Origin of the sequence: Candidatus Poriferisocius sp. (assembly GCF_965202595.1) — a bacterium.
Taxonomy (GTDB): Bacteria; Actinomycetota; Acidimicrobiia; order Acidimicrobiales; family Bin134; genus Poriferisocius.
Genome location: NZ_OZ241836.1, coordinates 1,001,613 through 1,027,315, shown reverse-complemented (window position 1 = coordinate 1,027,315; position 25,703 = coordinate 1,001,613). Strand labels below are relative to the sequence as shown.

The following is a 25,703-nucleotide window of genomic DNA, read 5'->3' as shown; positions in this document are numbered from 1 at the left end:
CTACCCCCCCCCCCCCCGGCTAGAACCCAAACCAACCCGCAAAAAACTCTGCATAACCCTAACTATAACCACCCGCCCCTCTCCATAAGCAAGCATTCCAGCCCCGAACATTGTCCCGCTCTAGGCTGGTGGGAGTGAGAGCAAAGGTCCGTACCGGGGAGTTCGAAGGACCGCTTGATTTGCTGCTGCACCTTGTGCTGCGTGATGAGGTGGACATCTACGAGGTGGCGGTGGTTGACATCGTGGAGGCCTACCTGGCCGAGATGGACCGTATCGAGCACCTCGACCTGGGGGGAGCCACTGAGTTTTTGCTGATCGCGGCCACGCTTGTCCAGCTCAAGAGCAGTCGTCTATTACCCGGTGGCGACCTGTCGGAGGTGGATGAAGAAGTGGCCTTGTGGTCGGAGCGGGATCTGCTGCTGGCCCGGCTGCTGGAATGTCGCACCTTCAAGAACGCTTCCTCGGCGCTGGAGCGGATGGCCGCGGTGGCCGGGCGGGCCCATCCCCGCAACGCGGGGCCCGATGAGCGCTACATCGATCTGGTGCCCGACTTTTTGGCCGGTATCGGTCCGGATGACATCAGAGCGGCGTTCATCCGAGCCACCGTATCCCGGCCCGCACCCCGGGTGAGCCTGGCTCACGTGACCGACATCCGCATCACCGTGGGTGAGGTGACCAACGACCTGGCGGCCCGACTGCCCTCCATCGGGACGGTGGGGTTCCGGGAACTGACCGAGGGGCTGGCGACCGGTATGGAGGTGGTGGTTTACTTCCTCGCCGTGCTGGAGCTGTACAAGCAGGGCATGGTGGAGGTGTCGCAGGCCATCACCTTCGGCGACATTACTATCACCTGGACCGGTCGAACCGATGAAGAAGCTTGGGATGATGGGAGCGGGCCGAGGGTGGATGCGGACGATTATGAAGGGTGAAACACCATGAGGGACCAAACCGGGGCCGGGGATGAACCTCGAGGCTGAAATGAACCTGGAGGCCCGCCAAGCGGTGGAGGCCATAGTGATGGTGGCCGTGGAACCGGTGGCTCCGGGGCTGATGGCTCAACTCATCGAGATTCCCACCGAGCTGGTGGAGGCCATCTGCGCCCGGCTTGCCGAGGAGTACCGGGCCGAGCAGCGGGGGTTCGAGCTGGTACGGGTGGCGGGTGGCTACCGCTTTCGCAGCCATCCTGATGCCGAGTCGTACGTGAAGCGATTCGTGGTGAGCGGCCAGAGCGACCGGCTGTCGTCGGCGGCGTTGGAGACGCTGGCAATAGTGGCCTACAAGCAGCCGCTGTCACGGGCCCAGGTGTCGGCCATTCGGGGCGTGAACGCCGAGGGGGCCGTTCGCACTCTCCAGCAGCGGGGGCTGATACACGAGGTGGGCCGAGATCCCGGCCCGGGCAATGCCCGGCTGTTCGCCACCACCCCGGTTTTTCTGGAACGGCTGGGCCTCGACTCCATTCACGACCTGCCACCGCTGGTGGACTTCGTGCCCGGCCCCGAGGTGATAGAGGCCCTGGAGACCAGCCTGATGGCCGAAAGTCGCCCATCCCCCGAAACCGACCAATCCTCACCATGAGCCCAACCGAACGGGTCCCGAGCAACCCCTCATCGGGACGCACACCATGAGCCCAACCGAACGGGTCCCGAGCAACCCCTCATCGGGACGCACACCATGAGCCCAACCGAACGGGTCCAGAAGGTGCTGGCGCGGGCGGGGGTGGCCAGCAGGCGGGTGGTTGATGAGATGGTGGCCGAGGGGCGGATCGGGGTGAACGGTGAGACGGCCCGGCTGGGCCGACGGGTGGATCCTGAGCGCGACCTGGTAACGGTGGACGGCATCCCGGTGGGGTTGAGAACCCACCTGGTGTACTACCTGCTGAACAAGCCGCCCGGCGTGGTGACCACCGCTTCCGATCCCCAGGGACGGCCCACCGTGGTGGAGTTGGTACCCGACCACCCCCGGGTTTTTCCGGTGGGGCGTCTGGATTCCGGAAGCGAGGGGCTGCTGCTGCTCACCAACGACGGCGAGCTGACCCACCGGCTGACCCACCCCTCGTTCGGTGTGGAGAAGGAGTACCTGGCCCAGGTGGCGGGTCGGGTAAGCCGGGGAGCGTTGAGGCAACTGCGCGAGGGAGTGGAACTGGACGACGGCCCCGCCCGGGCCACCACGGTGTCACAGCCCGAACCGTCGGTGGTCCGTATCGTGGTAAACGAGGGCCGCAACCGCCTGGTGCGCCGGATGTGCGACGCGGTGAACCACCCCGTGCTCCGCCTGGTCCGTACCCGCATCGGCCCCCTGACCGACCACAAACTCGCCCCCGGCGAATGGCGAAAGCTGACCCCCAACGAAGTAAGAACCCTGGAACGCCACACCAACCCACCGGCCTGACCCCTCGCCCGGGGCCTACCCCTCTGAGGGTCCCCATGAGCCCGAGCCAACCCAACGGCATCGCAGGGCCTTTCAATGATATTTTGTTATATTTAAGTCAATAGCATTTTATTATATGTAAGTTTGCATCTTGGCATGCTGCTGCTAGGGTTCGGTCATGGACACGCTCACCCTGGCTGACCTGGGCCCGATCATCGCCGCCATCATGGGCCCAATGCTGCTGTTCGCGGCCGCGTCCATGAGATACCAGCACATAGACAGCACCAAGACCCGCGGCCTGACCCGCGACCTCATCGAGCACTCCAACAAGGAACTGCGTGACCTCATCGAACGCACCAACAGAGAAAACCGCGAGATGATCGCCAAGAACCGCGACCTCATCGAGGACACCCGCCAACGATGCGCCCGCATCGAAGGCCACCTCCGTATCGCACCACCACCCGACCAAACGCCCGAAACCGGCAGCGATGCCGAAGCCGCCTGAGAGGCCAAGAGACCGGGGCTTCCGTCTAACCCCCCCTTATTGGTTGCCATTGATTGGCACAACCTTTGTCGGAGTGCGGGGGTTCGGGGGTGGGGGACAGTACGATCTGGGGGGTGAGCAGAGCCGTGCGGGCCCTCCGGGGTGCCACTACCGTCGATGTCGATACGGCTGAGCAGATCGAGGAGCGGATGGTCGCGCTGCTGACCGAGCTGTTCGACCGCAACGACATCGACCACGACGACCTGATCAGCATCGTGCTCACCGCCACCCCCGACATCAGCTCCGCTTTTCCGGCGGCAGCCGCTCGAACGTTCGGCCTGGGCGACGTGCCTTTGCTTTGTGCCCAGGAACTGGACATCGAGGGGGCCACACCGCTGTGTTTGAGGGTGCTCATCCACCTGACCACCGAGCGGGGGCGCAACGAGATGCACCACATCTATCTCGAGGGTGCCGAGGGCCTGCGCGACGACCTGCCCGGGTGATGCCCACCGCAAACGCCCCCCGGCGGGCGGCTATAGTGGGTACCGGCCTCATCGGTGGCTCCATCGGCCTGGCCCTGAGGGAGCGGGGCTGGTGGGTAACCGGCACCGACCGGGACGAAACGGTGGCCATGGAGGCATTGGATCGAGGGGTGCTCGATGCGGTGGGGCAGCCGGATGGTGCCGACATTACGTTTGTGGCCACCCCGGTGGGGTCGGCCGCCGCCGAGTCCCGAAGGGCTCTGGCCGCGGGAGAAGGGCTGGTAACCGACGTGGGCAGCGTGAAGGCCCCCATCGTGGCCGCCGTGGCCAACCGGCGCTTCGTGGGCGGCCACCCGATGGCGGGCAGCGAGCAGGAGGGGGTGGCGGGAGCTCGGGCCGATCTGTTCCAAAACGCGGTGTGGGTACTCACCCCCACCGACGAGACCGATGACGACGCCCTGGTACAGATCCGCTCGGTGGTGGCCTCGCTCGGAGCCGAGGTGGTGTCCTTGTCCCCCGAACACCACGATGCCCTGGTGGCGGTGGTGTCGCACGTGCCCCACCTGACCGCGGCCACGCTCATGGCGCTGGCCGACGAGCACGCCGAGGAACACCGGGTGATGCTGCGACTGGCCGCGGGGGGATTCCGGGACATGACCCGTATCGCCTCGGGTCGCCCGAGCATATGGCCCGACATCTGCCAGGAGAACGCCGAGGCCATCTGCTCGGTGCTGGACCGGTTCATAACCGCCCTGGGTGAGGTGCGCTCGCTGGTGGCCGGCGGCAATCGGGGGGCGCTTCTCGAGTTGCTGGAACAAGCCCGAACGGCCCGGATGCACCTGCCGTCGGGCCTGGACCGGGACGTGAGGCTGGTGGAGGTACGGGTGCGAATCTTCGACCGGCCGGGTGAGCTGGCCCGCATCACCAGCCTGACCACCGGTGTCGGGGCCAATATCCACGATCTGGAGATCGCCCATTCGGTGGAGGGGGGCCGGGGGGTGGCCATCCTGGTAGTGAACGAGGAGATGGCCGAGCCGCTGGTATCAGCCCTGGCCGAGCAGGGCTACACCCCGTCGGTGGGTAGTTTGTGATGAGCACGATCACGAAAAGGTGCGGCGGAGTGACCCTTGTCGAGCCCACCGGTGGGTAGTTTGTGATGAGCACGATCACGGTGGACGGGCCCCGGCGCTTCATCGGCCGGTTGCGGGTGCCGGGCGACAAGTCGATCTCCCACCGGGCACTGATGATCGCCGCTCTCGGTCACCGCCCGTGCCGCATCCGGGGCCTGTCCGACGGTGACGATGTGGTTCACACCCGCCGGGCCGTCCAAGCTCTGGGAGCCCAGGTAGAGAACATCGAACCGGGGGAGGTGACCGTTACCGGTGGGCTGAGCGGAGCTCGGGAAAGCATTTACCTGGGTAATTCGGGCACCGGTATCCGGCTTCTGGCCGGGATGGTGGCCAACCGTGACTTTGTCACAACGCTGGATGGGGACTCCTCGGTGCGGCGGCGACCCATGGACCGGATAATTGTCCCGCTGTCGGCCATGGGGGCATCGATACTGGGTAGCGGAGCAGGTGGCTCGCTGGCTCCACTGACCATTGAGGGTCGGGCGCTGCGGGGCATCGAGTACACCTTGCCGGTGGCCTCGGCCCAGGTGAAGGGGGCGGTGCTGCTGGCCGCCCTGCGGGCCGGGGGGCCCACGACGGTACACGAGCCGGTACCCACCCGGACCCACACCGAGGAGATGCTGGCCGCGGCCGGAGTCAGGGTGGAAAGCGACAACGGCTCGGTAACCGTATGGCCCGGTGAGGTAGTGCCCCCGCATACCCTGCGCGTGCCCGGCGATCCGTCGCAGGCCGCATTCTGGCTGGTGGGGGCTTGCCTCACCGCCGGCAGCGACCTCACCGTGGAGAGCGTCTACCTGGGTCGGGCCCGGGCCGGATTCCTCGATGTCCTGCGGCGCATGGGGGCCGACATCGCGGTGGACAGCAGCTCCGGGGACATCCGGGCCCGATACCGCGAACTCCGAGCCACCCGGGTGGCTGCCGGCGAGCTGCCAGGTTGCATAGACGAGATACCCATCCTGGCGGTGGCGGCCGCCATGGCCGAAGGGGTGACCGTGGTGGAGGGCATCGCCGAGCTAAGGGTGAAGGAAACCGATCGGGTGGCGGCCATTGCCGAGATGCTCGCTGCTCTCGGAAGGCAATGCCGGATCGACGGCGACACGCTGGAGATCACCGGTGGTGGCGGCAGTTCGGCCCGAAAACCCCGGAAGCCGGGGCGATGGATAGTGGACTCCCGGGGTGACCACCGGATGGCGATGGCCGCGGCCATTGCCGGGGCGGTCGGAGCCGGATCGGTGACCGTCGAAGGTTTCGAGGCGACCACCACCAGCTATCCGGGCTTTGCCCGGGACCTGAGCCGAAGCACAGGATGGACACCGTGAGCCAAGAGCAGCAAAGGGTGGAAGAAGGGGTAGGAGTGGAACCGCAGGAAAGACCGAAACGCACGCCGACGCTGGGCACAGTGCGCAGGTGGAAGAAGAGGTAGGAGTGGAACCGCAGGAAAGGGTGGACGGGCAACTAGGAGTGGAACCGCAGAGAAAAGTGGAAGAAGAGGTAAGGGTTATTGCCATAGACGGACCGGCCGGGTCGGGAAAGTCCACGGTGGCCCGGCAACTGGCCGAGCGGCTCGGGCTGGAGTATCTGGACACCGGGGCCATGTACCGGTCGGTGGCGTTCGCGGCGATGGCCCGGGAGGTGGACCTGGACGACAGTGCCGGCATCGTCGAAGTGGCCCGAAGCAGCGACATCCGCATCGACGACGCGGTGGTTACCGTGGACGGGGTGGATGTCACCACCCAGATCCGGGGGCCGGAGGTTACCCGGTCGGTGAGCACGGTGGCGGCCATCTCGGGGGTGCGGGAGGTGATGCGGGTGCGCCAGCGGGCCTGGGTGATGGAACGGGGCGGCGGCGTGCTGGAGGGCCGGGACATCGGTACGGTGGTGTTTCCCGATGCCAATCTGAAGGTTTATCTGAACGCCTCGGCCGAGGTTCGAGCCGAACGCCGAGCCGGTGAGGTGAGCGCGCTCGACTACGAGACGGTGGCGGCCGATCTGGCCGCCCGAGACGCGGCCGATTCCACTCGCCAGCACGATCCCCTCATCCAGGCCCCCGACGCCATACACATCGACACCACCCTTTTGAGCATCGACCAGGTGGTGGACGAGCTCATCGCTCGACTGGGATGAATACGGGATGAACGGCAACACCAACCGGGATCGGGCCGATCAGCTCCACCCCGAGGAGCTTGAGGCCAGGGGGCGGATCGTCGCGGTGATCTTCCATTTCTTGGTTCAGCGGCTGGCCCGAGCGGTGTTCGGGGTGTACTGCCGGTGCCGAACCCGGGGGCGGCGCAACCTGCCCCGCGAGGGCGGGGTGATCATCGCCCCCACCCATCGCTCCAATCTGGACACCCCCATGATCGGGGCATCGGCCAACCGTCCTCTGCGCTACTTCGCCAAGAGCGGCCTGTTCCGGGGCCCCATCACCACATGGATGCTGGTGGCCATGGGGGCATTTCCGGTGCGGCGGGACATCATCGACCGCAGCGCCCTCAAGGCCGCCCTGACCGTTCTGGAGGCGGGGCAACCTCTGGTGGTGTTCCCGGAGGGGGAGCGCAAATCGGGACCCCGCATATTCCCGCTGATGGACGGTGTGGCCTGGCTGGCGGCCAAGGCCCAGGTGCCGGTGGTGCCGGTGGCCATCGGGGGCACCGAGCAAGCGATGGCCGTCGGTGTTCGCTTTCCCCGCCCCCGATCGGTGCGGATCGTGTGGGGTGAGCCGCTGGCCCCCCCGGTGGTGGACGAGCGGGGTAGGCAGGGCCGGCAGGCTCTTGCCCAGTACTCCGGCGAGCTGCACGAAATCCTCCAGCGCATGTTCGACGAGGTACAGGCCGAGCTGGGCATAGCAACCGAGCCTCCCGGGGGCAGCCCTTGAACCAGGCCAACCCCGGGCTGGCGCACCCAGCCGAATAGATCGGTCAGCGGCCGGCGATCAGTCCGTCCAGCACATCGCTGGCCGCCACCCTGCGATCCACCATGGGGGTGGGCAACGGCGGCCCTCCCAGGCTGAAGGAGACCAGCGAGCCGGAGGCCTCGATCAGATCACGAAGGTTCCGGGGCGGGGGGAAGTACTCGTCCTCATCGGTGATCGACACCTCCTCGATGCCCAGAGCCGGATCCAGGCGGCCGAGCACTTCGTTGATGAGCTCCTCGGGGGCCGAGGCCCCTGCGGTCACCCCCACCACTCCCGTGATGTCGTCGGGCAGCTCCGAGGCCCGGTTGACCCGGAACACCCTCCCACAGCCCAGCTCGCGGGCCAGCTTCTCCAACGCCCGGGTGTTGGACGAGTTGGCCGAGCCCACGATCACAATGGTGTCGCAAGCCTCGGCGATGGCGGTCAGCGCGGCCTGGCGGTTGGTGGTGGCAAAGCACAGGTCGCTGCGCCCCGGTGTCCACATGTCGGGAAAGCGGTTCCGGGCCGCGTGCATCACCCCCTCCCAGTCGCGGTGCGACAGGGTGGTCTGGGCCAGAAGAGCCACCGGCTCCTCGAAATCGGGAAGAGCTTCCACATCGGCGACATCCTCCACCGGATGGATGGAGGTGGGGGCCACCGCCACGGTGCCCACCGCTTCCTCGTGGTCCTCGTGGCCGACATATATGATCCGGTACCCCTTGCCGGCCCGAACCTTAACCTCGTGATGCACCTTGGTGACCAGCGGGCATACCGCATCCACCATGTAACTGGCCCGCTCGGTGGCCGCCACCACCGTCTCGGGGGCCGAGCCATGAGCCGACAGCATGATCGGGTGGCCGGGGGGAACCTCGGATATGTCGTCCACGAACACCACGCCGAGCTGCTCGAAGCGGCGGACCACCAGCTTGTTGTGGACGATCTCGTGGTAGCAATAAACCGGCCCGTCGAAGGTACGCACCAGCCAGGCCAAGGCCTTTATGGCCATCTCCACGCCGGCACAGAAACCCCGAGGAGCGGCCAGGATCACCTTTTCGACATCCACCGCCATCAATCTAGCAACCGAAGCCTCGTATCCTTTTGATCATGTCCACGCCCCGGGTAACCCGACGGCATTTCAACCGGCTACAAGTTCGACAACTCGTATCCTTTTGATCATGTCCGCGCCCCGGGTAACCGCCGTTGCCGTTGGGTCGGTTGCCCAGAGGGCCGGCCTGAGAATCGGCGATGAGCTCTTGGCCATAAACGGCCACGTTCCCAAGGATGTAATCGAGTACCAGCAGCTAATTGACGAGCCGGAGCTGAGCCTGGATGTCGGTCGTGACGGCATCGTGGTGGAATTGGACGTGCTCAAGCGGGCCGGGGAGCCGCTGGGGGCGCAGGTGGACTCGGCGCTGTTCGACCGGGTGCGCACCTGTGACAACCACTGCGAGTTCTGCTTCATCTACCAGCTCCCGCCGGGGTTGCGACCCAGCCTCTACGTGAAGGACGACGACTACCGCCTCTCGTTCCTGTACGGGAACTTCACCACCCTTACCCGATTCACCGAGGCCGACCTGGAGCGGGTGGTGACCGAGAGGCTCTCGCCGCTCAACGTGAGCATCCATGCCACCGACCCCGATGTGAGGGCCACCATGCTGCGCAACCGGCGGGGAGCCACCAGCCTGCGCTGGTTGCGGGCATTGCTGGACCACGGCATCGAGGTGCATGGCCAGGTGGTGGTATGCCCCGGTATCAACGACGGCGCTGTGCTGGAGGACACCCTGGCCGGGGTGACCGACGAATACCCCGAGCTGGCCAGCGTGTGCGTGGTGCCTCTGGGGGTGTCCCGTCACACCTCCGAACCCCGGCTGAGGCCCCACACCCCGGCCGAGGCGGTGGCCGTGGTCGAGGCGGTTCACCAGTGGCAGGGGATCAACCTCAGGGTATTGGGGCACCGCCTGGCGTTCGCCGCTGATGAGTACTACCTGCTGGCCGGGATCGACTTCCCCGCTGCGGAGGCCTACGAGGGATTCCCCATGCATGAGGATGGTGTGGGCATGGTGGCCACGCTTCGCCAGGAGTTCATGGGCCAAGCCCAGGATGTGACCGGAACCCGGGCCGGGTTCTTCGCCTGGGTGGACGGTGCACCCGCGGCGGGCTACCGGGCCCCGCGGGTCAACAGCGGGGAACGGGCCGCGAAAAACGCCAGGGTCGCGAGTGGGGGGACCCTCGTGGGACTTCGGCCCGGTGGGAATGCTCCGGTGGGGGTCATCACCGGCAAGTACGGGGCCGAGGTGCTGGCACCGCTGGTGGCATCGACCGGTCGGGGCGATGCGCGGGTGGTGCCGGTTGAGAACCACTTCTTCGGTGGCACCACCGCGGTGGCCGGACTTCTGGTGGGCTCCGACATCGCCCGCACGCTGGAGAGCGAACCGGAGGGGCACCGCTACCTGCTGCCCGATGTGTGCCTGTCGCAGGGCATGTTCCTGGACGGCTCCCGGCCCGCCGACCTGCCTCGCCCCGTGGAGGTGGTGCCCACCGACGGGGTCGCACTACGAAAGGCGCTGGATGGATGAGGGTCGGTTGGCGTTGCCGGTGGCCGGGTCGTAGGTGTCCTGTCGCAGCGCGAAAGGCACCGGATGGATAAGGGTCTGCCCACGGTGGCGATAGTGGGGCGACCCAACGTGGGCAAGTCAACCCTGATGAACCGCATCCTGGGTCATAGGGAGGCCATTGTGGCCGAGCAGCCCGGCGTGACCCGGGACAGGAAGGAGATGCCGGCGCACTGGCAGGGAAGGCCGTTCACGGTGGTGGACACCGGAGGGTGGCTGCCCCGGGGGTCGGGGAACCACGCCACTATGGACGGCAAGGTCTCGGCTCAGAGCGAGAAGTCCATGGACCAATCCGACGTGGTGGTGATGGTGGTGGACTGCCGGGTGGGCATCACCAGCGACGACGAGGCAGTGGCCGCCCGGCTGCGAGGCCGAAAGGGTCCCACGCTGGTGGCAGTGAACAAGGTGGACGGCAGCCGGCATGAGCCCCTCATCTGGGAGTTCCTGCGGCTGGGCCTGGGCGACCCCTTCCCGGTGAGCGCACTCCACGGAAGGGGTGTGGGCGACCTGCTGGACGCGGCGATGGCCGCTTTGCCCGATGGGCCGGGGGTTGAGGCCGATCCCGACCCCGGTTCTCGCACCCTGTCGGTAGCGGTGGTGGGGAGACCCAACGCGGGCAAGTCCACGCTGTTCAACCGTATGATCGGCGAGGACCGCTCGGTGGTCCACGACCAGCCGGGCACCACCCGTGACACCATCGACACCGTTGTGGATACCGAGCTGGGGCCGATCCGCTTCGTGGACACCGCGGGTATGCGCCGCCGGGCCCGGATCGACCAGGACACCGAGTACTACTCGCTACTGCGGGCCCTGGCCGCGGTGGACCGCTCGGACATCGCCCTTCTGGTGGTGGATGCAACCGTGGGAGTCACCCACCAGGACCAGCGGCTGGCCGAGCGCATAGACGCGGCCGGTTGCCCGGTGGTCGTACTGCTCAACAAGTGGGACATGCTCGACACCGAAGCCCGCGAAGCCATAGCCGTTGGCATAGACCGGCGCCTGCATTTTTTGGGAGAGGCCGCCGTTCTGCGGATAAGCGCGCTCACGGGCAAGGGCGTGAACCGGCTGCTGCCCGAGCTTCGGGAGGTGATCGCCGAATACCGTCGCCGCATTCCCACCCAGGCGGTCAACCGGGTACTGCGCGACGCCCAGGCCGCCCATCCCGCTCCCGACGGTGCCCGGGTGCTGTACGCCACCCAGGGAGCATCCGATCCCCCCACGTTCACGCTGTTCGCCAACCGGACCCTGCCCCGCACCTACCTGCGCTACCTGGAGCGGCGGCTCCGGGAAGCCTTCGGCTTGGGGTCGGTCCCGGTAAAGCTACGGGTGCGCCGCCGCTCGGGAGAGTAGCCTTCGGCAATGGAGTCCTTGCTCCTGGTATTGACCGCCGGCGTACCTGTATTGGGGTCGTAGGCAATGGAGTCCTTGCTCCTGGTATTGACCGCCGGCGTGTGCGCAGTGGCCTCGGGCGTGTTCGCCAGGTCAGCCCGGCATCGCTATCGCTTCCTGCTGCGCGTCGAGCACACCCACGCCGGTGTGGGTTATGACCAGGAGGGTGAGGATGACTACGAGGCGGCCCGCACATTGGCGCAGTCGAGCTTCCGCCGGGATGCCCATGCCGCCCTCCTCTACGGGTCTCTGACCGTGGTGGCCGCGGTGACTGCGGCTGTGGAATCCCGGGCGATGGCCGCCATTCTGGTTCTGGTGGTGGTACCCGCCCTGTTCCCGCTGTGGTGGGGGCGCCGATCCCTGGCCGAGGCCCGGCTGACCCAGGAGAGGTTCGAGATGGAGCGCCGGGCCGAGCAGACGCTCAGCCAGGGTGATCTCGCCCCCCGGGCCTGGGCCGGGCGTTTGGCCCCCGACGACCTGCCCGATTTCGCCGGTTACGAGATGGGCCGGGTGTACCAGGCCGGTGAGGGGATGATGGCCGGCGACTTCTTCGACGTGTTCCGGGTGGGACCCACCAGGGTGGCCGCCGTGATCGGTGATGTGGCGGGTCGGGGCATCGAGTCCTCGATCACCGCCTTCCAGGCCAAGTACCTGCTCCGGGTGTTCTTGGGCCAGTTCCGCGACCCGGCTCAGGCGCTGGAGGAGCTCAACGCTCAAATGTCCTCCATCGAGCGGGCCGAGGAGTTCATCTCGGCGGTGATCGTGGTGTTCGACACCGAGGCCCAAACCATGAGGTACGCCTCGGCGGGCCACCCGGCGGCCTGGCTATGGCATGAACGGGAGGTGCAGCCGCTGCGAGCCACCGGTGCCCTTTTGATGCTCGACCCCGCCAGCGCCTACTTCAGCAGGGAGATCCCGCTGGATTCGGGGGACATGGTGCTCATGTACACCGACGGCCTGGCCGAGGTGCGCTACGGCGATGCCCAGTTCGGCGAGGACCGCATCGCCCAACACCTCCGCCGCGACCCCACCGTCTCGCCCGACGTGCTGTGCAAGAGCCTGCTGGAAGCCGCCCGGGACTTCGCCGACGGCACCATCAGCGACGACGTAGCCATCCTAGCCGTCCGCCGCTCCTAACCCCAAATCGCCCAACGGAACCAAACTTTCGCTGAAGTATACGAACCCTACCTTGGGGTTGTGGCTTCGATAAGGGCATCTCTAAAGACCTTAAAGCTATGGGATTTATTGACCTGTGGATCGATATGTTTACCGATACTAGCAGCGACTTCTGCTTTGTTGATTCCTTGCCTAAAATAACCAGCTCTTTGTAAAATTTTTTCAAACTTCTCCCAAGTACCACCCTTGATAGCATCGGGGTTACGGTAAGAGGCTTGCTTTGGAATAGTGGGTGATACCTTTGGGTAGCTCTTGAGCACTGCGGGCCAATCTCCAAAATACCATGCCTCCAGCTCTTCTACTGCTATTCTGGTCACTACTTGCCAATCTGAATCATCAGTAGACCGCCTTGATTTGAGATTAGTACTTGTACATATCTGCTCCATTTTAGATTTAAGTTCATTGCAGTCACCTCCATCACTATCTACAATTACTACTATAATATAAGGATAAAAAGATTTTTGCATCTGTTTCTTATGCCCATTAAGTCTGCTCTGAAGGTTCTTTAGCAGGTCACGCTTGCCTTCGTGAGGGTAAACAGCAAAAGTGCAACCTCCAAGTATTTTTGGAAGGCAAGCTTCAAGAAAAGCTTGCATAGAACGCTCTTCTACAAGAAACACTATATGAGGATCTAACATATTAGTTGCTACCTATACCTTTTCTGGCATTCCTTCTTGGGTTAGTGGATCTCCAACTCCGAAATATCCTTCCATCCATAGATCACCTAGTAGAGCCCCTTCTTCAATAAAATCCTTTACTTTGTCGTTGTTAGATAGGGGGTGACACTGAGTGTAACCAGACTCATCGCGCCAGAGCACTTGTACTTCTTGAGGGCGCAATGCATCAATAAAAAAGGGTGAGTGAGTGGTAACCAAAATTTGTGTCAACTCTGTAGCTGCTCTGCATTCTTCTGCTAGTCCATAAAGAAGTCGAGGGTGTAAAAAGTTTTCTGGTTCTTCAATACCAATAAATTTGGGGGGGTTCTTATCATAAAGTAGAGACAAATAAGCAAGCATCTTGAGAGTGCCATCGGATGCATAACGAGCCATAATTGGATGGAGAAATGGTGCATCTTTGATTTGCAGTAGCAGCCTTCCATCTGGCATAGTCTCCGCAGCAACTTTTTCAATTTTTGGAACTCTTTGTCGAAGCTTTTCAAAAATCAACTCCAATTGGCTTGAGTGTTCTTCAGACAAGTATTGTATTACATTGGCCAGGTTATCACCGCTCTTACTAAGGCGTTCCTGAGGGCCTGCTTCTGGTTGGCCCCGAGCATCTTCAGCAGAAAGGTAAGATACATGCCAATCCATAATAAAATTCCTCAGTGCGACTATACGGGGATGCTGAGCTAATTGACCTAGAGTATTAACAGCAAGACTTTCCGGAGAACTCAAAGCAACTTCGATACGCTTGTCTTCTTTTTCTGGCAATTCGCCAGAAATAACCTGTCCTTCCCCATTAACATACTCCATAAACCTGAAAGGCTTGCCATGGCTGCCACGCCTCCATTGCAGCCATTCCTGTACCACAATAGGTCGATTATTTTCTTCATCTACTTCTAGGTGATATCTAATCAGAGGTTGTCCAGGTTGCTCACGGTAAGCGATTTCAATCATTACTGGGCCCTTTCCACTACGCGACTTCAATTCTCGGGCCCTGCCGCGTTTTTCCCAGGGTCTACGCAAACCGCTTTCAAAGCATTCGGACAGAAAAGCGAACACATCGAACACTGTGGACTTTCCGCTTCCATTAGGACCGAGCAAGACAGTAAGAGGTATGACATCGTCTTTCCGCTTGGGGTCTGTCAGCGTTAGCTCGATATCCTTCAGCGCACGAAAGTTTTGTACTTTGAGTTGCTCGATTCGTGGAGGCACCTGGGATGCAGTTGCTGTTTTACTCATTGTGCCACCTCATATGACTTGGGCATATTGCAATTACTCTAGCAGGGTATGCGAACTCCAACGGTGGCACTATCGGGCCGAGACGCCCCAGGGTGCTGGAGTGGCAGTTGACGCTATGAAAGATGGGGGCGGGGTACCTGGTGTCTGGTGGTGGCAAGCTAGGGGTATGCCATGGTGTGAGCCGTGTGAGCGGTTCTGGAACCCGGCTTCGGTAACCACTGAAGGCACCTGCCCGGCCTGCGGCGCGGCGGTCGATACCCCTGCGCCCGCCACCCGGTGCCGGACCCCCTGGCACTTCTGGCTCGTCCTGGCCGCGGCCACCATCTACCTCGGTTGGCGAGCCATCCAGGGCATCGCCCTGCTGCTTTGAGGTGGGACATGAGCCCGGTGAGGCGGCAAATCGCCTTCGGCAAATCGCCTCCGGCAAATCGCCTCCGGCAAATCGCCTCCATCGTGGTCGGGCTGCCGGGATTTGAACCCGGGACCTTCGGTCCCCCAGACCGACGCGCTAACCAAGCTGCGCCACAGCCCGTAGGCGGTTGAGCATAGTGCGGCGGGGTAGGGGTTCCGCATCTGTATATCCGCATACGAGTATGAGCTGCGGGGGAGAGGGGCGGATGAACTGCCGGGATGTCCGTTGTCATGGCCCGTAAGTAGAGTTGGGCTCGTGTTGGATCTTGTGATTCGCAACGGCACCATTCTTGATGGCACGGGGGCCCCGGGCTTCTCGGGCGATCTCGGGGTGAGCAACGGGCGCGTAGCGAGGATCGGGGAGGTACCCGAGGCCGGGCGTACCGAGATCGACGCTTCCGGCAAGGTGGTTAGTCCCGGCTTCGTGGATCCCCATACCCACTACGATGCCCAACTGTTCTGGGATCCGGCTGCCTCTCCCTCCAACCTGCACGGGGTTACCACCGTCATCGCCGGCAACTGCGGCTTCACGCTGGCCCCCCTCGAACCGGGCGACGCCCCCTACCTCCAGCGCATGATGGCCAAGGTTGAGGGGATGCCACTGGCGGCGCTGGAGTCGGGGCTGGATTGGTCGTGGCACACCTTCGCCGACTATCTGAACCGCCTGGAGGGAAGCCTGGGGGTGAACGCCGGGTTCCTGGTGGGCCACTGCGCCATCCGCCGGGCGATCATGGGGGTGGATGCCACCGGCAACGAGGCCGAACCCGACCAGATCGAGGCGATGAAGGCCCTGCTGGCCGAGAGCATCTCTGCGGGGGGTCTGGGCTTTTCCACCTCGCTGTCGTACACCCACAACGATGGCGATGGGACTCCGGTGGCCTCCCGCTTCGCCAATCACGAGGAGGTGGTGGCGCTCTGCTCGGTAGTGGGCCAGCACGAGGGAACCACCCTGGAGTACGTCACCGACGGGTGCATGCAGGGGTTCACCGGCGAGGAGCTGGATCTCATGGTGGCCATGTCCAGATCGGCCCGCCGACCGCTCAACTGGAACGTGCTCACCATCGACTCGGCCGATCCCGACCGGTACCGGGCCCAGCTCGGCGCTTCGGAGCGGGCCGCCGAGCACGGGGCCCGGGTGGTGGCGCTGACCATGCCGGTGCTGGTGGGTATGAACATGAGCTTTTTGAACTACTGCGCCCTCAACATGCTTCCCGGCTGGGGGGAGGTGCTCCAACTGCCGGTGCCCGAACGGATGGCCCGGCTGGCCGATCCCCAGACCAGGGCGCACCTGGCCGATCGGGCAGCATCGCCCGATGCCGGAGTGTTCTCCCGGCTCACCGGCTGGGGCGGCTACCGGATCGGGGACACATTCAACCCGACCAACGATGGGCTGGCGGGACGCACGGTGGCCGACATCGCCGCCGAGCGCGGCACCGGCCACTTCGACACCCTGGTGGACATAGTGCTGGCCGACGAACTGAGAACCGTGCTCTGGCCGGCCCCCACCGACGATGACGATGAGAGCTGGCGGCTCAGGGCCGAGGCCTGGCAGAGCGAGCACACCCTTCTGGGCGGCTCCGATGCCGGGGCCCACCTGGATCGGATGTGCGGTGCCCCGTACACCACCGCTTTTCTGGGTGACTGCCTGCGGGGCCGCAAGCTGGTACCCCTTGAGACAGCCATCCAGATGCTGACCGACGCTCCCGCCCGGCTGTTCGGACTGCGGGATCGGGGACGCATCCAACGGGGATGGCGTGCCGACCTGGTGGTGTTCGACCCCGAGGTGATCGACTCCGGCAACATGTTCATGGTGGATGACCTGCCCGGCGGCTCCTCCCGCCTGTTCGCCAACGCGGTCGGGGTGGACCACGTGCTGGTGAACGGCACCCCCATCGTGACCGGCGGTCGGATGACCAATGCCCGGCCCGGCACTCTGCTGCGATCAGGGCGCGATACCGACACCGTACTGGTGGGCTGAACATGCCAGTGAGGGCGGGCAAGCCCGGCGGGGTGGGAGCGACACCGACACCGTACTGGTGGGCTGAACATGCCAGTAGGGGTGGGCGGGATCAGAAGGACACGAGCGACTCATGACCATGTTGGTCCAGTGGCGGCACCGGCTGGAGATATTCTCGCTGCGCTGGCAGGCTCGCCTCGACACCAGGCAGGTGGACCGGGCGGTTCCGTGGGTGGTTGCCCTGCTCTGGGGCGGGGCACTTTCGGGATTGTCCCTGGCCCGGTCCCGCCAGTTCGAGGCCGGGGCGGATCTGTCCTCCCACCTCCAGGCGGTGTGGCTCATCGGGGAGGGATACGAACCGCTCTCCAGTGTGGCCGGCCACCACATTCTGTGGGAGCAGGCTGCCTTCATCCTCTACCCGGTGGCCGGCCTGACCGCCCTGTTCCCCGACCAGCCCACGCTGCTGACCCTGCAAGCCGCCGCGTTGGCGCTGGCCGTGGTACCGCTGTGGCGCATTGCCCGCGACCTCGGAGGCCTCAAATCGGGGGCTGCAGCGGCGCTGGTTTTCGCCTACTGCGCCTACCCGGCGGTTCACGCCATCAACCTCTCCGACTTCCATCCTGAGGCTCTGGCGGTGCCCGCGCTGTTCGCCGCGGTGCTACATGCCCTGAGCGGGCAGTGGACCCGGTTCGGATTGTTTGCCCTGATAGTGGTGGTTTGCCGATCCGACCTGGCCTTCGCGCTGGCGGGGTTGGGCCTGCTGGTGCTGCTCGAGGGTCGCCGTCGCCCCGGCCTGGCCATAACCCTGGGGGGGCTGGGCTACGGGCTGGTGTCCATGACCGCCATCCAGCCCCGGTTCAACGGCGGGGAGTTTCCTCACCTCGAGGCGTTCTCCAAGTTCGGAGGGGGAAATCCGGGGTCAGTGCTGTGGGGCTTGATCTCCGCTCCCCACGAGGCGGTGGCCGACACCCTGTCGCAAGCCAACTTCCGGATGATCGTCTTCTTGTTGGCCCCGGTGATGCTGCTGCCTCTGGTGGTGCCCCGCTACGTGCTCCCTGTGGTGCCCCTTTTCGCCGTCTACCTGGTGGCCGATGTGCCCACGGGACAACTGGCCGAGGCCCCCCAGACGGTGCCGGTGACCGCGTTCATCTTCGTGGCCACCGTCTTTGCTCTGGCTCGCACCGGCAGGGTGCTGGTGGAACGGGTGAACGTGGACCGGCGCCTGCTCACCGCTCTCGCGCTCACCGCCACGATCTTCTTTCTGCGCGATGCCCCCAGCTCGCTGTACCAGCACCCCTGGGACTGGGGTCGGCACGACACGATGGACATAGCCCGCCAGCAAGCGGCCGAACGTATCCCACCCGATGCCGCGGTAAGGGCCTCGGACCGGATCCTGCCTCTGCTCTCGGACCGCACCCGGTTGTACCAACTGGACACCGCGGGTAGTCCCGACCGGGCCGCAACCCAAGCCGCTCCCGATGTGGAATGGATCGTGTTCGACATCACCGCCGCCCCGGAATGGAGCCCGCTGAACGTCGAGCGCTTCGATCTGGACATCCGGAGCTCCGGTTTCGAGCGGATAGAACTGGAGGACGGAGGCGGGATTATGCGGCTTTACCGGCGCCTCGGTGTCATCCACGGCCAGCCCGCGGGTTAGCCGGCCGGAAGCGGGTTAGCCGGAAGGTGGGAGCGCAGGCGTTCGGCGGGTTAGCCGGCCGGAAGGCGAGTTAGCCGGCCTGAAGGTGGGTTAGCCGGCCGGAAGGTGGGAGCGCAGGCGTTCGGCGGTTCGGGCCAGCTCCTCAAAGGGAACCGAGGCCCGGGCGTTGGCAAAGCTCAGGTCGGCAACATCGAACATCGGGATCACGTGAAGATGGGTGTGGGGCACCTCCTGTCCGGCAATGACCAGGCCCACCCGGGGCGATCGGAACGCAGCCATCTGAGCAGTGCCCACCGTCTGGGCCACCACCATGAGGTGGGAAGCCAATTCGGGGGGGACATCCAGCCAGTGGTCGATCTCGACCCGGGGGATTACCAGGGTGTGGCCGGTTCGAGTGGGGTTGATGGAGAGGATGGCGACGGCGGCCTCGTCCTGCCACACGAAGTGCCCCGGCAGCTCGCCGTTGATGATCCTGGTGAAAACGCTGGCCATGATCCGATAGTAGAACCTGGAGGTGACTGTTACCCGGCAGTGGCAATCAACCGGTAGCGGCATTCAATCGGCAGTCAATCAACTGGCAGTGGCATTCACCACCAAGTGGCAATCAACCGGTAGCGGAAGCCGTAACATCTTGGGGGTGAAGGCCCCGTCCCGGATAGTGACGGTTCCCAACCTGGTGTCCATGCTGCGGCTGGGGTGCGTGCCGGTTTTCTGCTTGCTGCTTCTGGGGATGGGCAACCGGGCCGGGGCCGCCATCCTGCTGGGTTCGCTGGGGGCCACCGACTGGGTGGATGGCTACATTGCCCGACGTTTCGATCAGGGTTCCGAGTTGGGAAAGATTCTGGATCCCACCGCCGATCGGCTCATGTTTCTGGCCGCGGTGGTGGCCATGATGATTGACGGCGCTATCCCGATGGGGTTCGGGGTGCCCATGCTGGTGAGGGAAGCCGCCGTTTCGGTGGTGGTTGTGCTTCTGGGAGCACTGGGGGCTCGCCGCATCGATGTGACCTGGACCGGCAAGACAGCCACGTTCGGCCTCATGTTTGCCCTGCCACTCTTGCTGCTGGGCAACTCCAGCGTGGGTGGGGGAACCGCCCTCCGTGCCACCGGCTGGAGTCTGGGCATCCCCTCACTGGTGCTTAGCTACTACGCAGCGGTGGAGTACATTCCCCGGGCCCGCCGAGCCCTGGCCGAGGGGCGGGCCGGCCGGGTTAAAACCTAAAGCTGAGGTTGAGTGTTTCGGCAACACCCGGTACGGTTGCCGTTATGAACGTTCCCGCTCAATGGCGTTGCTCCAAGGATCACGAATGGACCCGGCATGAACGTTCCCGCTGAACTGCGCTACTCGGAGGATCACGAATGGACCCGGCATGAACGTTCCCGCTGAACTGCGCTACTCGGAGGATCACGAATGGACCCGGCATGAACGTTCCCGCTGAACTGCGCTACTCGGAGGATCACGAATGGACCCGGCATGAACGTTCCCGCTGAACTGCGCTACTCGGAGGATCACGAATGGACCCGGCATGAACGTTCCCGCTGAACTGCGCTACTCGGAGGATCACGAATGGACCCGGGTGGAGGGTACCCGGATCTTTTTGGGCATCACCGATTACGCCCAGGATGCCCTTGGCGATGTCGTTTACATCGACCTGCCCCCGGTGGGGACCGAGGTGGCCCGCGGCGACCCGTTCAGCGAGGTCGAGTCCACCAAGTCGGTCTCGGAGATATACGCACCGGTATCGGGCACGGTGGTCGAAGTCAACACCGATCTGATCGACAACCCCGAGCGGTTGAACGATGATCCCTACGGTGAAGGCTGGATATGCGTGATCGAGGCATCCGACCTGTCCGAACTGGAAGGGCTGATGGACTCGGCGGCCTACACCCAACTGACTGAGATCGTCAATTGACATCCCCCCCTCCGTCTCACCAGGCCGGTAGCCCCGAGGTCCACTGCCCGATGTGCGGCTACCGCAGCGGGGCGGGAGCGAACTTCTGCGCGGCGTGCGGGCATCACCTCAGAACCCTCGACAGCGACACGGTTCACTCGACCGATGAACCCACCACGGAGATGGTCCTCGAAGCCGACCTGATCCACCGGCCGGCGGTGCTGATCGTGACCCACGGCCCGGCTGCGGACAGTCGCTACGAACTGTCCGCGGACCGTGTCACCCTGGGTCGCCACCCCGAATCCGACATCTTCCTGGACGACATAACGGTGTCGCGCCGCCACGCGGAGATTCATCGGGACGGTTCGGTAACCCGGATAAAGGACATGGGTTCGCTGAACGGCACCTACCTGAACCGCCGGCGGGTGGAGGAGGCCGGGCTCAAAGACGACGACCTGCTCCAGATCGGGCGCTTCAAGCTGGTGTTCCACGATCGGATCGGCTGGTGAAAACCCGGCACCGGACCATTGGTCAGGTTCTGGATCTGCTGAAGGACGAGTTCGCCGATATCAGCATCTCCAAGATCCGCTTTCTGGAGAGCCAGGGCCTGATCGATCCCGAGCGGAACCAATCCGGCTACCGGAAGTTCACCGAGACCGACATCAACCGCCTGCGATGGATCCTGGAACAGCAGAGGGACCACTTCCTACCCCTCAAGATCATCAAGGAACGCATCACCGAGCAGGACTTCGGCGATGCCGGCGACGACCAGGAGTCGCGTGACAACGGGGTCGCGGCCCGTAACCGAGCCCGAAGGCGACCCAACCCGCTGGATCCGCAGGGGGTACCGGTGTCGCTGACCGCCGACGAGCTGGCGAAGGTCAGCCGGTTGAGCTCGTCGCAGGTCATGGAGTTACGCAAGTTCGGTCTCATCGAACCATTGAACGACGGCACGCAGGCTCATTACGGGGCCGAGGCGGTCAACGTGGCCAAGGTGGCGGCCCGGTTCCTGGCCCATGGAGTGGAACCCCGCCACCTGCGGGCCTACAAATCGGCCGCCGAGCGGGAAGCGGGGTTGCTGGAGCAAAGGGTCATGCCCCTGGTCATGCAACGCACCGACCAGGCCCGCAAGCAGTCGCTGGATGTGCTGGCGGAGTTGATCGATCTCGGCTCGGACTTGCGGCTCTCGCTGCTCAGGGGAGCCCTGGCCAGCCACACCCGGAACCGGTAGCGGCGTGGGCCGCGCCCAACCCGAGCTCTTCGCGAGCCAGCTCTCAGGTCGTCGGCGGCGCTAAATGTCCGGCGTGGGCCGCGCCCAACCCGAGCTCTTCGCGAGCCGGGTGGACATAGGGCAGGCCGTTGGGCGGGTAGCCGCGGAGATATCCCAACGATGCTCGAACGGGGCAGTACTGGTATCGGTGCTGAAGGGGAGCCTGCCGTTCTTCGCCGACCTGGTGCGGGCGGTGAGCATAGCTGTGGAGGTGGACTTCCTTGCCCTGTCCCGGTTTGCCCCCGACTCGGGACGGGTCCGGCTGGTCAAGGATCTGGACTGCGATGTGGCGGGGCGAGAGGTGGTGCTGGTGGAGGGCATCGTGGACACCGGGCTCAGCCTCGGTTACCTGAAGGGGGAGCTGAAGCGCCGATCCGCCGCCTCGGTGGCGGTGGCCACGCTGCTCAACCGCAGTGCTCGCCGCATCCTGCCGGTCGAGCCCGATTACGTGGGGTTCGAGGCCCCCGATGAGTTCTTCGTGGGTTACGGCCTGGACTGGGCCGGTCGCTACCGCAACCTGGACAAGCTGGTCATCGGCGATCCCAGCCTTCTGGCCGATGACCCCGATGCCTACGTTTCTTTGCTCTACTAGCCCGGTTTCCCTACTAACGTTATGGCGATGAACGAGATGGAGCTGATCGGGGTGCGGATAGAGATGCCGTCCAACGCCCCGATCGTGTTGCTGCGGGAAACCGGGGGAGTCGGCCGGCTGCTGCCCATCTTCATCGGGGGGGCAGAGGCCCAGGCCATAGCGTTGGCCATGGAGGAGGTTGAAACACCCCGACCCATGACCCACGACCTGTTCAAGAACGTGCTCGACGATCTGGGGGTGCGCCTTGAGCGCATCGTCGTGACCGAGTTGCAGGACAGGACTTTCTATGCCCAACTTGAACTGGCCGGTGACAACGGGACATGCCGCGTCTCCTGCCGCCCCTCCGATGCGGTGGCTCTGGCCGTGCGAACCGGAGCGCCCATCTTCGCGTCCGAGTCGGTGCTGGAAGTCGCCGGGCACACGGTGGCGCCCGAGGGCGAGGAGGGCGAGGGACCCCCACCCGAGGAGGTACTGGACCAGTTCAGGGAGTTCCTGGACCAGGTGAACCCCGAGGATTTCAACGGCTGATACCACCCGGTGCCTTGACACCTCCCAGTACCAATACCACCCAGTGCCTTGACACCTAACCGGGTGGGGTTTACGCTTTCAAAGTCTATTGAAGTAGTTTCCGCCGTGTAATAAGCCGGATCGGGAGCATCGCCTGAACCGAAGGGTCACATGAGCTATCACAACCAGGTAACCGTAGATTTCAGTTCTCCCCAGACCGTCGCCATCACCGGTATCACCTACCGCCAGTTGGATCACTGGACCCGAACCGGGTTGGTGCGCTCCACCGCTCAAAAGGCCGAGGGTAGCGGCAGCCGCCGCCGTTACTCCTACAACGATCTGCTGGAGTTGAAGCTGATCAAACGCCTGCTGGACGAGGGAATCGCCCTTCAGAGGGTGCGTCAGGTGTTCGATTACCTGCGCGACGAGCTGGGCGAGAACGTGGCCAGCGCCGATCTGGTGATCAACGGCAACAAATCATTGCTGGTTCGCAGCGACGAGCAGCTTTTGGATGCTCTGCGCCAGGGTCAGGGGGCGCTCTACCTCAGGATGGAGGGCTTGATCGAGGAAGTGGATGCCGCGGTGAGCGAACTGCCGAATCAGCCGGTGGACACTTCCCGCCCTCAATCGGGCCCGGACCTTCAAGCGGGCCCGGAATCGATCCGAGCCGATTCCTACCAGACTGGTTCCTAGAAGTTCCGCGAGAGCGTGTTCGCCCACGATTCCGAGCGGCAATTCGCTGATCTGCTCGACTTCTACGGGGTTGAGTGGCTCTACGAGCCCGAGACCTTCGTGTTGTCCCGCAACCATAACGGTGAGGTGACCGAAGCGTTCACCCCCGACTTCTACCTTCCAAAGTTCGACCGCTACGTGGAGATCACCACAACGCACCAGAAGTACATCTCCCGCAAGAACGGCAAAGCCCGCCGGTTGCGGGAGCTCTATCCCGGAATAGATGTGGTGGTGCTCTGCCGGCGGGACTACCGCAACCTGTTGAACAAGTATGGTTTCGACGATGCCTCCGGGGTTGGCGGCGACCTGACCCGGGCAGGGGTCGGCATACCCGCAAGCTCCGCCTAGTCGAAACCGGGAGATCGGCGAGATGCACAGCTCTCCATTGGCGGATCGGCATCGAGCGTTGGGGGCGAAGTTGGTTGACTTCGGCGGGTGGGAGATGCCGTTGTCGTACCCGTTGGGCACGCTGGCCGAACATCGGGAGTGCCGTACCGGTGCGGTGGTGTTCGATGTGAGCCACCTGGGCACCCTCAGGGTGACCGGGCCGGGCGCTTACGACCGGCTTCAGCAGGCGTTCACCAACGATCTGGCCCGCATAGGCCCCGGCCGCACCCAGTACACCCACCTTCTGGACGGCGACGGCTCGGTGCTGGACGACATCATCGTGTGGTGGACGGGCAGGCACAGCTTCGAGGTAATGCCCAACGCCTCCAACACCGACCGGGTGCGAGACGCTTTGACCAGTGGGGGCGAACCGAACAACGACGAAGCCTTGACCAATGGGGGCGAACCGAACAACGACGAAGCCTTGACCAATGCCGCCGGTTTCCAAGCCGTTGATGTGACCGGCAGCCGGGCGGTGCTGGCGGTGCAGGGGCCCGAAGCCCGCAACCGGCTGGCGGCGGTGTCAACGGGGGCACCACAGGTGGCTCGCAACTGCGTTGCCCCGGTGGAGTGGGGAGACACGGTTTTGACGGTGGCCGGAACCGGCTACACCGGCGAGGACGGCGTTGAGATCGCGGTCCCCTCCGATGCTGCCGGGCGGCTTTGGGATGAGGCGACCGCAGCGGGGATCGTTCCCGCCGGGCTGGGGGCCCGGGACACGCTGCGCCTGGAGGCCGGGCTGCCCTTGCACGGCCACGAGCTGGGCCCGGGCATCACCCCCTTGCAAGCCGGGTTGGGCTGGGTGGTGCGCTGGGACAAGCCCTCGTTCCCGGGCCGAGACGCGCTGGCCGCTGAACGGGAACGGGGGGTTCACCGCCGCCTGCGAGGGCTGCAACTACAGGGTCGGCGTCCCCCCCGGGCCGGCCAAGCCGTGCTACGGGACGGGAAGCCGGTGGGAGAAGTCACATCGGGCAACTTCTCGCCCCAACTGGGAGCCGGCATCGCTCTGGCCTTCGTACCGCCGGATGTGGAAATCGGCGACGAGCTGTCCGTGGACATGCGAGGCACCCCCGCACCAGCCCGAGTGGTAAAACTGCCTTTCGTGTAGCCGTTCAGGTAAATTATGACAGCAGCACATCAGATTATTTGATGCTATAGTATCGTTGTGCGAACAACGGTAACCCTCGAAGACGACACCGAACAGATCATCCGTCACCGGATGGCGCAAAATCGGGTCTCATTCAAACAGGCGCTGAACGACCTCGTACGTGAAGGGCATGCTGGCACCGGACTTTCCCAGGAGTTCCGAACCCGGACTGCACCTATGGGGATTCCCACGATCAATCTTGACAAAGCGTTGATGTTCGCTGGCGAACTCGAAGATGATGAACTGATCCGTAGAATGGAAATCGGATCATGAAGTTGGTCGATGCCAACGTGCTGCTCTATGCAGTGAACGAAGATTCGCCTCGCCATATCGAATCCCGGAAATGGCTCGACGGAGCGCTCTCGGGAGGGGCAGCAGTGGCTTTCGCTTGGATCGCTCTTTTGGCCTTTGTACGGCTGTCCACCAAGCGGAACCTGTTTGCCAACCCCCTGTCGCCGACTGGGGCCATAGAACGGGTGCAGGACTGGCTGGCCCAACCGTCGGCTGTAGTCGTAGAGCCCACAGCCCGGCATCTGGACCTGGTCCGCGAACTGCTCAAGCCGCTGGGAACCGGTGGCAACCTGGTCAACGATGCCCACCTGGCTGCCCTTGCCCTCGAATTTCGCTGTCAAATTGTCTCTTTTGACCGCGATTTTGCCCGTTTTGCTGGTGTTGAGTTGGAGATACCCACCTAACTGGTGTCAACCGAAGTACCGGGTT

At 64.2% G+C, this 25,703-nt stretch carries 30 protein-coding genes and 1 tRNA gene; 26 read left to right on the top strand and 5 right to left on the bottom strand.

Annotated elements, in window-relative coordinates:
• The first annotated feature begins 134 nt into the window (after positions 1-134).
• From ACOGXC_RS05040 to ACOGXC_RS05000, 9 genes are all read left to right on the top strand, one after another.
• Positions 135-929: a segregation and condensation protein A gene (locus ACOGXC_RS05040; RefSeq protein WP_419919614.1), complete on the top strand. Its 795-nt coding sequence runs from the start codon at positions 135-137 to the stop codon at positions 927-929.
• A gap of 31 nt (positions 930-960) precedes the next feature.
• Positions 961-1,575 (top strand): SMC-Scp complex subunit ScpB, encoded by a 615-nt coding sequence (gene scpB / locus ACOGXC_RS05035; protein WP_419919613.1) that lies wholly within the window; start codon positions 961-963, stop codon positions 1,573-1,575.
• A 96-nt stretch (positions 1,576-1,671) separates the two neighbouring features.
• On the top strand, positions 1,672-2,388 hold the full coding sequence (locus tag ACOGXC_RS05030) for a pseudouridine synthase (protein WP_419919612.1): 717 nt from the start codon (positions 1,672-1,674) through the stop codon (positions 2,386-2,388).
• Between the two features lie 157 nt (positions 2,389-2,545).
• Positions 2,546-2,872: a hypothetical protein gene (locus ACOGXC_RS05025; protein ID WP_419919611.1), complete on the top strand. Its 327-nt coding sequence runs from the start codon at positions 2,546-2,548 to the stop codon at positions 2,870-2,872.
• Between the two features lie 113 nt (positions 2,873-2,985).
• Positions 2,986-3,354 (top strand): chorismate mutase, encoded by a 369-nt coding sequence (gene aroH / locus ACOGXC_RS05020; RefSeq protein WP_419919610.1) that lies wholly within the window; start codon positions 2,986-2,988, stop codon positions 3,352-3,354.
• Complete coding sequence (locus ACOGXC_RS05015; protein ID WP_419919609.1) at positions 3,354-4,424, top strand: prephenate dehydrogenase/arogenate dehydrogenase family protein; 1,071 nt, start codon at positions 3,354-3,356, stop codon at positions 4,422-4,424. Before aroH ends, ACOGXC_RS05015 begins: the two co-directional genes overlap by 1 nt.
• Positions 4,425-4,489: 65 nt before the next feature.
• A complete protein-coding gene (aroA, locus tag ACOGXC_RS05010) occupies positions 4,490-5,782 on the top strand; it encodes a 3-phosphoshikimate 1-carboxyvinyltransferase (protein WP_419919608.1) in 1,293 nt (430 codons plus the stop codon).
• A gap of 160 nt (positions 5,783-5,942) precedes the next feature.
• Entirely contained in the window at positions 5,943-6,587 is a 645-nt protein-coding gene (cmk, locus tag ACOGXC_RS05005; protein ID WP_419920017.1) for a (d)CMP kinase, read from the top strand.
• Between the two features lie 7 nt (positions 6,588-6,594).
• Positions 6,595-7,335 (top strand): lysophospholipid acyltransferase family protein, encoded by a 741-nt coding sequence (locus ACOGXC_RS05000; RefSeq protein ID WP_419919607.1) that lies wholly within the window; start codon positions 6,595-6,597, stop codon positions 7,333-7,335.
• Positions 7,336-7,378: 43 nt separating this feature from the next.
• Here the strand turns inward: ACOGXC_RS05000 and ispH are convergent, their stop codons facing one another.
• Complete coding sequence (gene ispH / locus ACOGXC_RS04995) at positions 7,379-8,416, bottom strand: 4-hydroxy-3-methylbut-2-enyl diphosphate reductase (protein WP_419919606.1); 1,038 nt, start codon at positions 8,414-8,416, stop codon at positions 7,379-7,381.
• 112 nt (positions 8,417-8,528) lie between these two features.
• Here ispH and ACOGXC_RS04990 point away from each other — a divergent pair, with 112 nt between their 5' ends.
• From ACOGXC_RS04990 to ACOGXC_RS04980, 3 genes are all read left to right on the top strand, one after another.
• Positions 8,529-9,929 (top strand): DUF512 domain-containing protein, encoded by a 1,401-nt coding sequence (locus tag ACOGXC_RS04990; RefSeq protein WP_419919605.1) that lies wholly within the window; start codon positions 8,529-8,531, stop codon positions 9,927-9,929.
• A gap of 63 nt (positions 9,930-9,992) precedes the next feature.
• On the top strand, positions 9,993-11,315 hold the full coding sequence (gene der, locus ACOGXC_RS04985; RefSeq protein WP_419919604.1) for a ribosome biogenesis GTPase Der: 1,323 nt from the start codon (positions 9,993-9,995) through the stop codon (positions 11,313-11,315).
• Between the two features lie 66 nt (positions 11,316-11,381).
• The gene (locus tag ACOGXC_RS04980; protein WP_419919603.1) at positions 11,382-12,491 is read left to right on the top strand and encodes a PP2C family protein-serine/threonine phosphatase; all 1,110 of its coding nucleotides are present in this window, start codon (positions 11,382-11,384) and stop codon (positions 12,489-12,491) included.
• A 47-nt stretch (positions 12,492-12,538) separates the two neighbouring features.
• Here ACOGXC_RS04980 and ACOGXC_RS04975 read toward each other — a convergent pair whose 3' ends face one another.
• Both ACOGXC_RS04975 and ACOGXC_RS04970 read right to left on the bottom strand, forming a co-directional pair.
• Entirely contained in the window at positions 12,539-13,150 is a 612-nt protein-coding gene (locus ACOGXC_RS04975; RefSeq protein ID WP_419919602.1) for a DUF4276 family protein, read from the bottom strand.
• Between the two features lie 30 nt (positions 13,151-13,180).
• On the bottom strand, positions 13,181-14,431 hold the full coding sequence (locus tag ACOGXC_RS04970; RefSeq protein ID WP_419919601.1) for an AAA family ATPase: 1,251 nt from the start codon (positions 14,429-14,431) through the stop codon (positions 13,181-13,183).
• 166 nt (positions 14,432-14,597) lie between these two features.
• Here ACOGXC_RS04970 and ACOGXC_RS04965 point away from each other — a divergent pair, with 166 nt between their 5' ends.
• Entirely contained in the window at positions 14,598-14,801 is a 204-nt protein-coding gene (locus tag ACOGXC_RS04965; RefSeq protein WP_419919600.1) for a hypothetical protein, read from the top strand.
• Between the two features lie 84 nt (positions 14,802-14,885).
• Here ACOGXC_RS04965 and ACOGXC_RS04960 read toward each other — a convergent pair.
• Positions 14,886-14,963 (bottom strand) — tRNA-Pro (locus ACOGXC_RS04960).
• 135 nt (positions 14,964-15,098) lie between these two features.
• Here ACOGXC_RS04960 and ACOGXC_RS04955 point away from each other — a divergent pair.
• Both ACOGXC_RS04955 and ACOGXC_RS04950 read left to right on the top strand, forming a co-directional pair.
• Positions 15,099-16,820 (top strand): N-acyl-D-amino-acid deacylase family protein, encoded by a 1,722-nt coding sequence (locus tag ACOGXC_RS04955; RefSeq protein ID WP_419919599.1) that lies wholly within the window; start codon positions 15,099-15,101, stop codon positions 16,818-16,820.
• Positions 16,821-16,932: 112 nt separating this feature from the next.
• Positions 16,933-18,456, top strand: a complete 1,524-nt coding sequence (locus tag ACOGXC_RS04950; RefSeq protein WP_419919598.1) for a DUF2079 domain-containing protein — start codon at positions 16,933-16,935, stop codon at positions 18,454-18,456.
• A 90-nt stretch (positions 18,457-18,546) separates the two neighbouring features.
• Here the strand turns inward: ACOGXC_RS04950 and ACOGXC_RS04945 are convergent, their stop codons facing one another.
• Positions 18,547-18,948 carry an HIT family protein gene (locus tag ACOGXC_RS04945; protein WP_419919597.1) on the bottom strand — a complete coding sequence of 134 codons (402 nt, stop codon included), beginning with the start codon at positions 18,946-18,948 and terminating at the stop codon, positions 18,547-18,549.
• A 145-nt stretch (positions 18,949-19,093) separates the two neighbouring features.
• On the opposite strand from ACOGXC_RS04945, the gene ACOGXC_RS04940 reads away from it, so the two are divergent.
• From ACOGXC_RS04940 to ACOGXC_RS04890, 11 genes are all read left to right on the top strand, one after another.
• A complete protein-coding gene (locus ACOGXC_RS04940; protein WP_419919596.1) occupies positions 19,094-19,678 on the top strand; it encodes a CDP-alcohol phosphatidyltransferase family protein in 585 nt (194 codons plus the stop codon).
• Positions 19,679-19,982: 304 nt separating this feature from the next.
• Positions 19,983-20,369 (top strand): glycine cleavage system protein GcvH, encoded by a 387-nt coding sequence (gcvH, locus tag ACOGXC_RS04935; RefSeq protein WP_419919595.1) that lies wholly within the window; start codon positions 19,983-19,985, stop codon positions 20,367-20,369.
• A complete protein-coding gene (locus ACOGXC_RS04930) occupies positions 20,366-20,857 on the top strand; it encodes an FHA domain-containing protein (protein ID WP_419919594.1) in 492 nt (163 codons plus the stop codon). Before gcvH ends, ACOGXC_RS04930 begins: the two co-directional genes overlap by 4 nt.
• On the top strand, positions 20,854-21,579 hold the full coding sequence (locus ACOGXC_RS04925; RefSeq protein ID WP_419919593.1) for a MerR family transcriptional regulator: 726 nt from the start codon (positions 20,854-20,856) through the stop codon (positions 21,577-21,579). The genes ACOGXC_RS04930 and ACOGXC_RS04925 overlap by 4 nt, the downstream gene beginning before the upstream one ends.
• A gap of 73 nt (positions 21,580-21,652) precedes the next feature.
• Positions 21,653-22,210, top strand: coding sequence for a phosphoribosyltransferase (locus ACOGXC_RS04920; RefSeq protein WP_419919592.1), 558 nt, complete (start codon positions 21,653-21,655; stop codon positions 22,208-22,210).
• Between the two features lie 27 nt (positions 22,211-22,237).
• The gene (locus tag ACOGXC_RS04915) at positions 22,238-22,738 is read left to right on the top strand and encodes a bifunctional nuclease family protein (RefSeq protein ID WP_419919591.1); all 501 of its coding nucleotides are present in this window, start codon (positions 22,238-22,240) and stop codon (positions 22,736-22,738) included.
• Between the two features lie 150 nt (positions 22,739-22,888).
• Entirely contained in the window at positions 22,889-23,410 is a 522-nt protein-coding gene (locus ACOGXC_RS04910) for a MerR family transcriptional regulator (RefSeq protein WP_419919590.1), read from the top strand.
• Between the two features lie 15 nt (positions 23,411-23,425).
• Positions 23,426-23,797 (top strand): hypothetical protein, encoded by a 372-nt coding sequence (locus ACOGXC_RS04905; protein ID WP_419919589.1) that lies wholly within the window; start codon positions 23,426-23,428, stop codon positions 23,795-23,797.
• Positions 23,798-23,819: 22 nt separating this feature from the next.
• On the top strand, positions 23,820-24,944 hold the full coding sequence (gcvT, locus tag ACOGXC_RS04900; RefSeq protein WP_419919588.1) for a glycine cleavage system aminomethyltransferase GcvT: 1,125 nt from the start codon (positions 23,820-23,822) through the stop codon (positions 24,942-24,944).
• A gap of 57 nt (positions 24,945-25,001) precedes the next feature.
• Complete coding sequence (locus ACOGXC_RS04895; RefSeq protein ID WP_419919587.1) at positions 25,002-25,256, top strand: antitoxin; 255 nt, start codon at positions 25,002-25,004, stop codon at positions 25,254-25,256.
• Positions 25,253-25,678, top strand: a complete 426-nt coding sequence (locus tag ACOGXC_RS04890) for a type II toxin-antitoxin system VapC family toxin (RefSeq protein ID WP_419919586.1) — start codon at positions 25,253-25,255, stop codon at positions 25,676-25,678. The genes ACOGXC_RS04895 and ACOGXC_RS04890 overlap by 4 nt, the downstream gene beginning before the upstream one ends.
• The last annotated feature ends 25 nt before the right edge of the window (positions 25,679-25,703 follow it).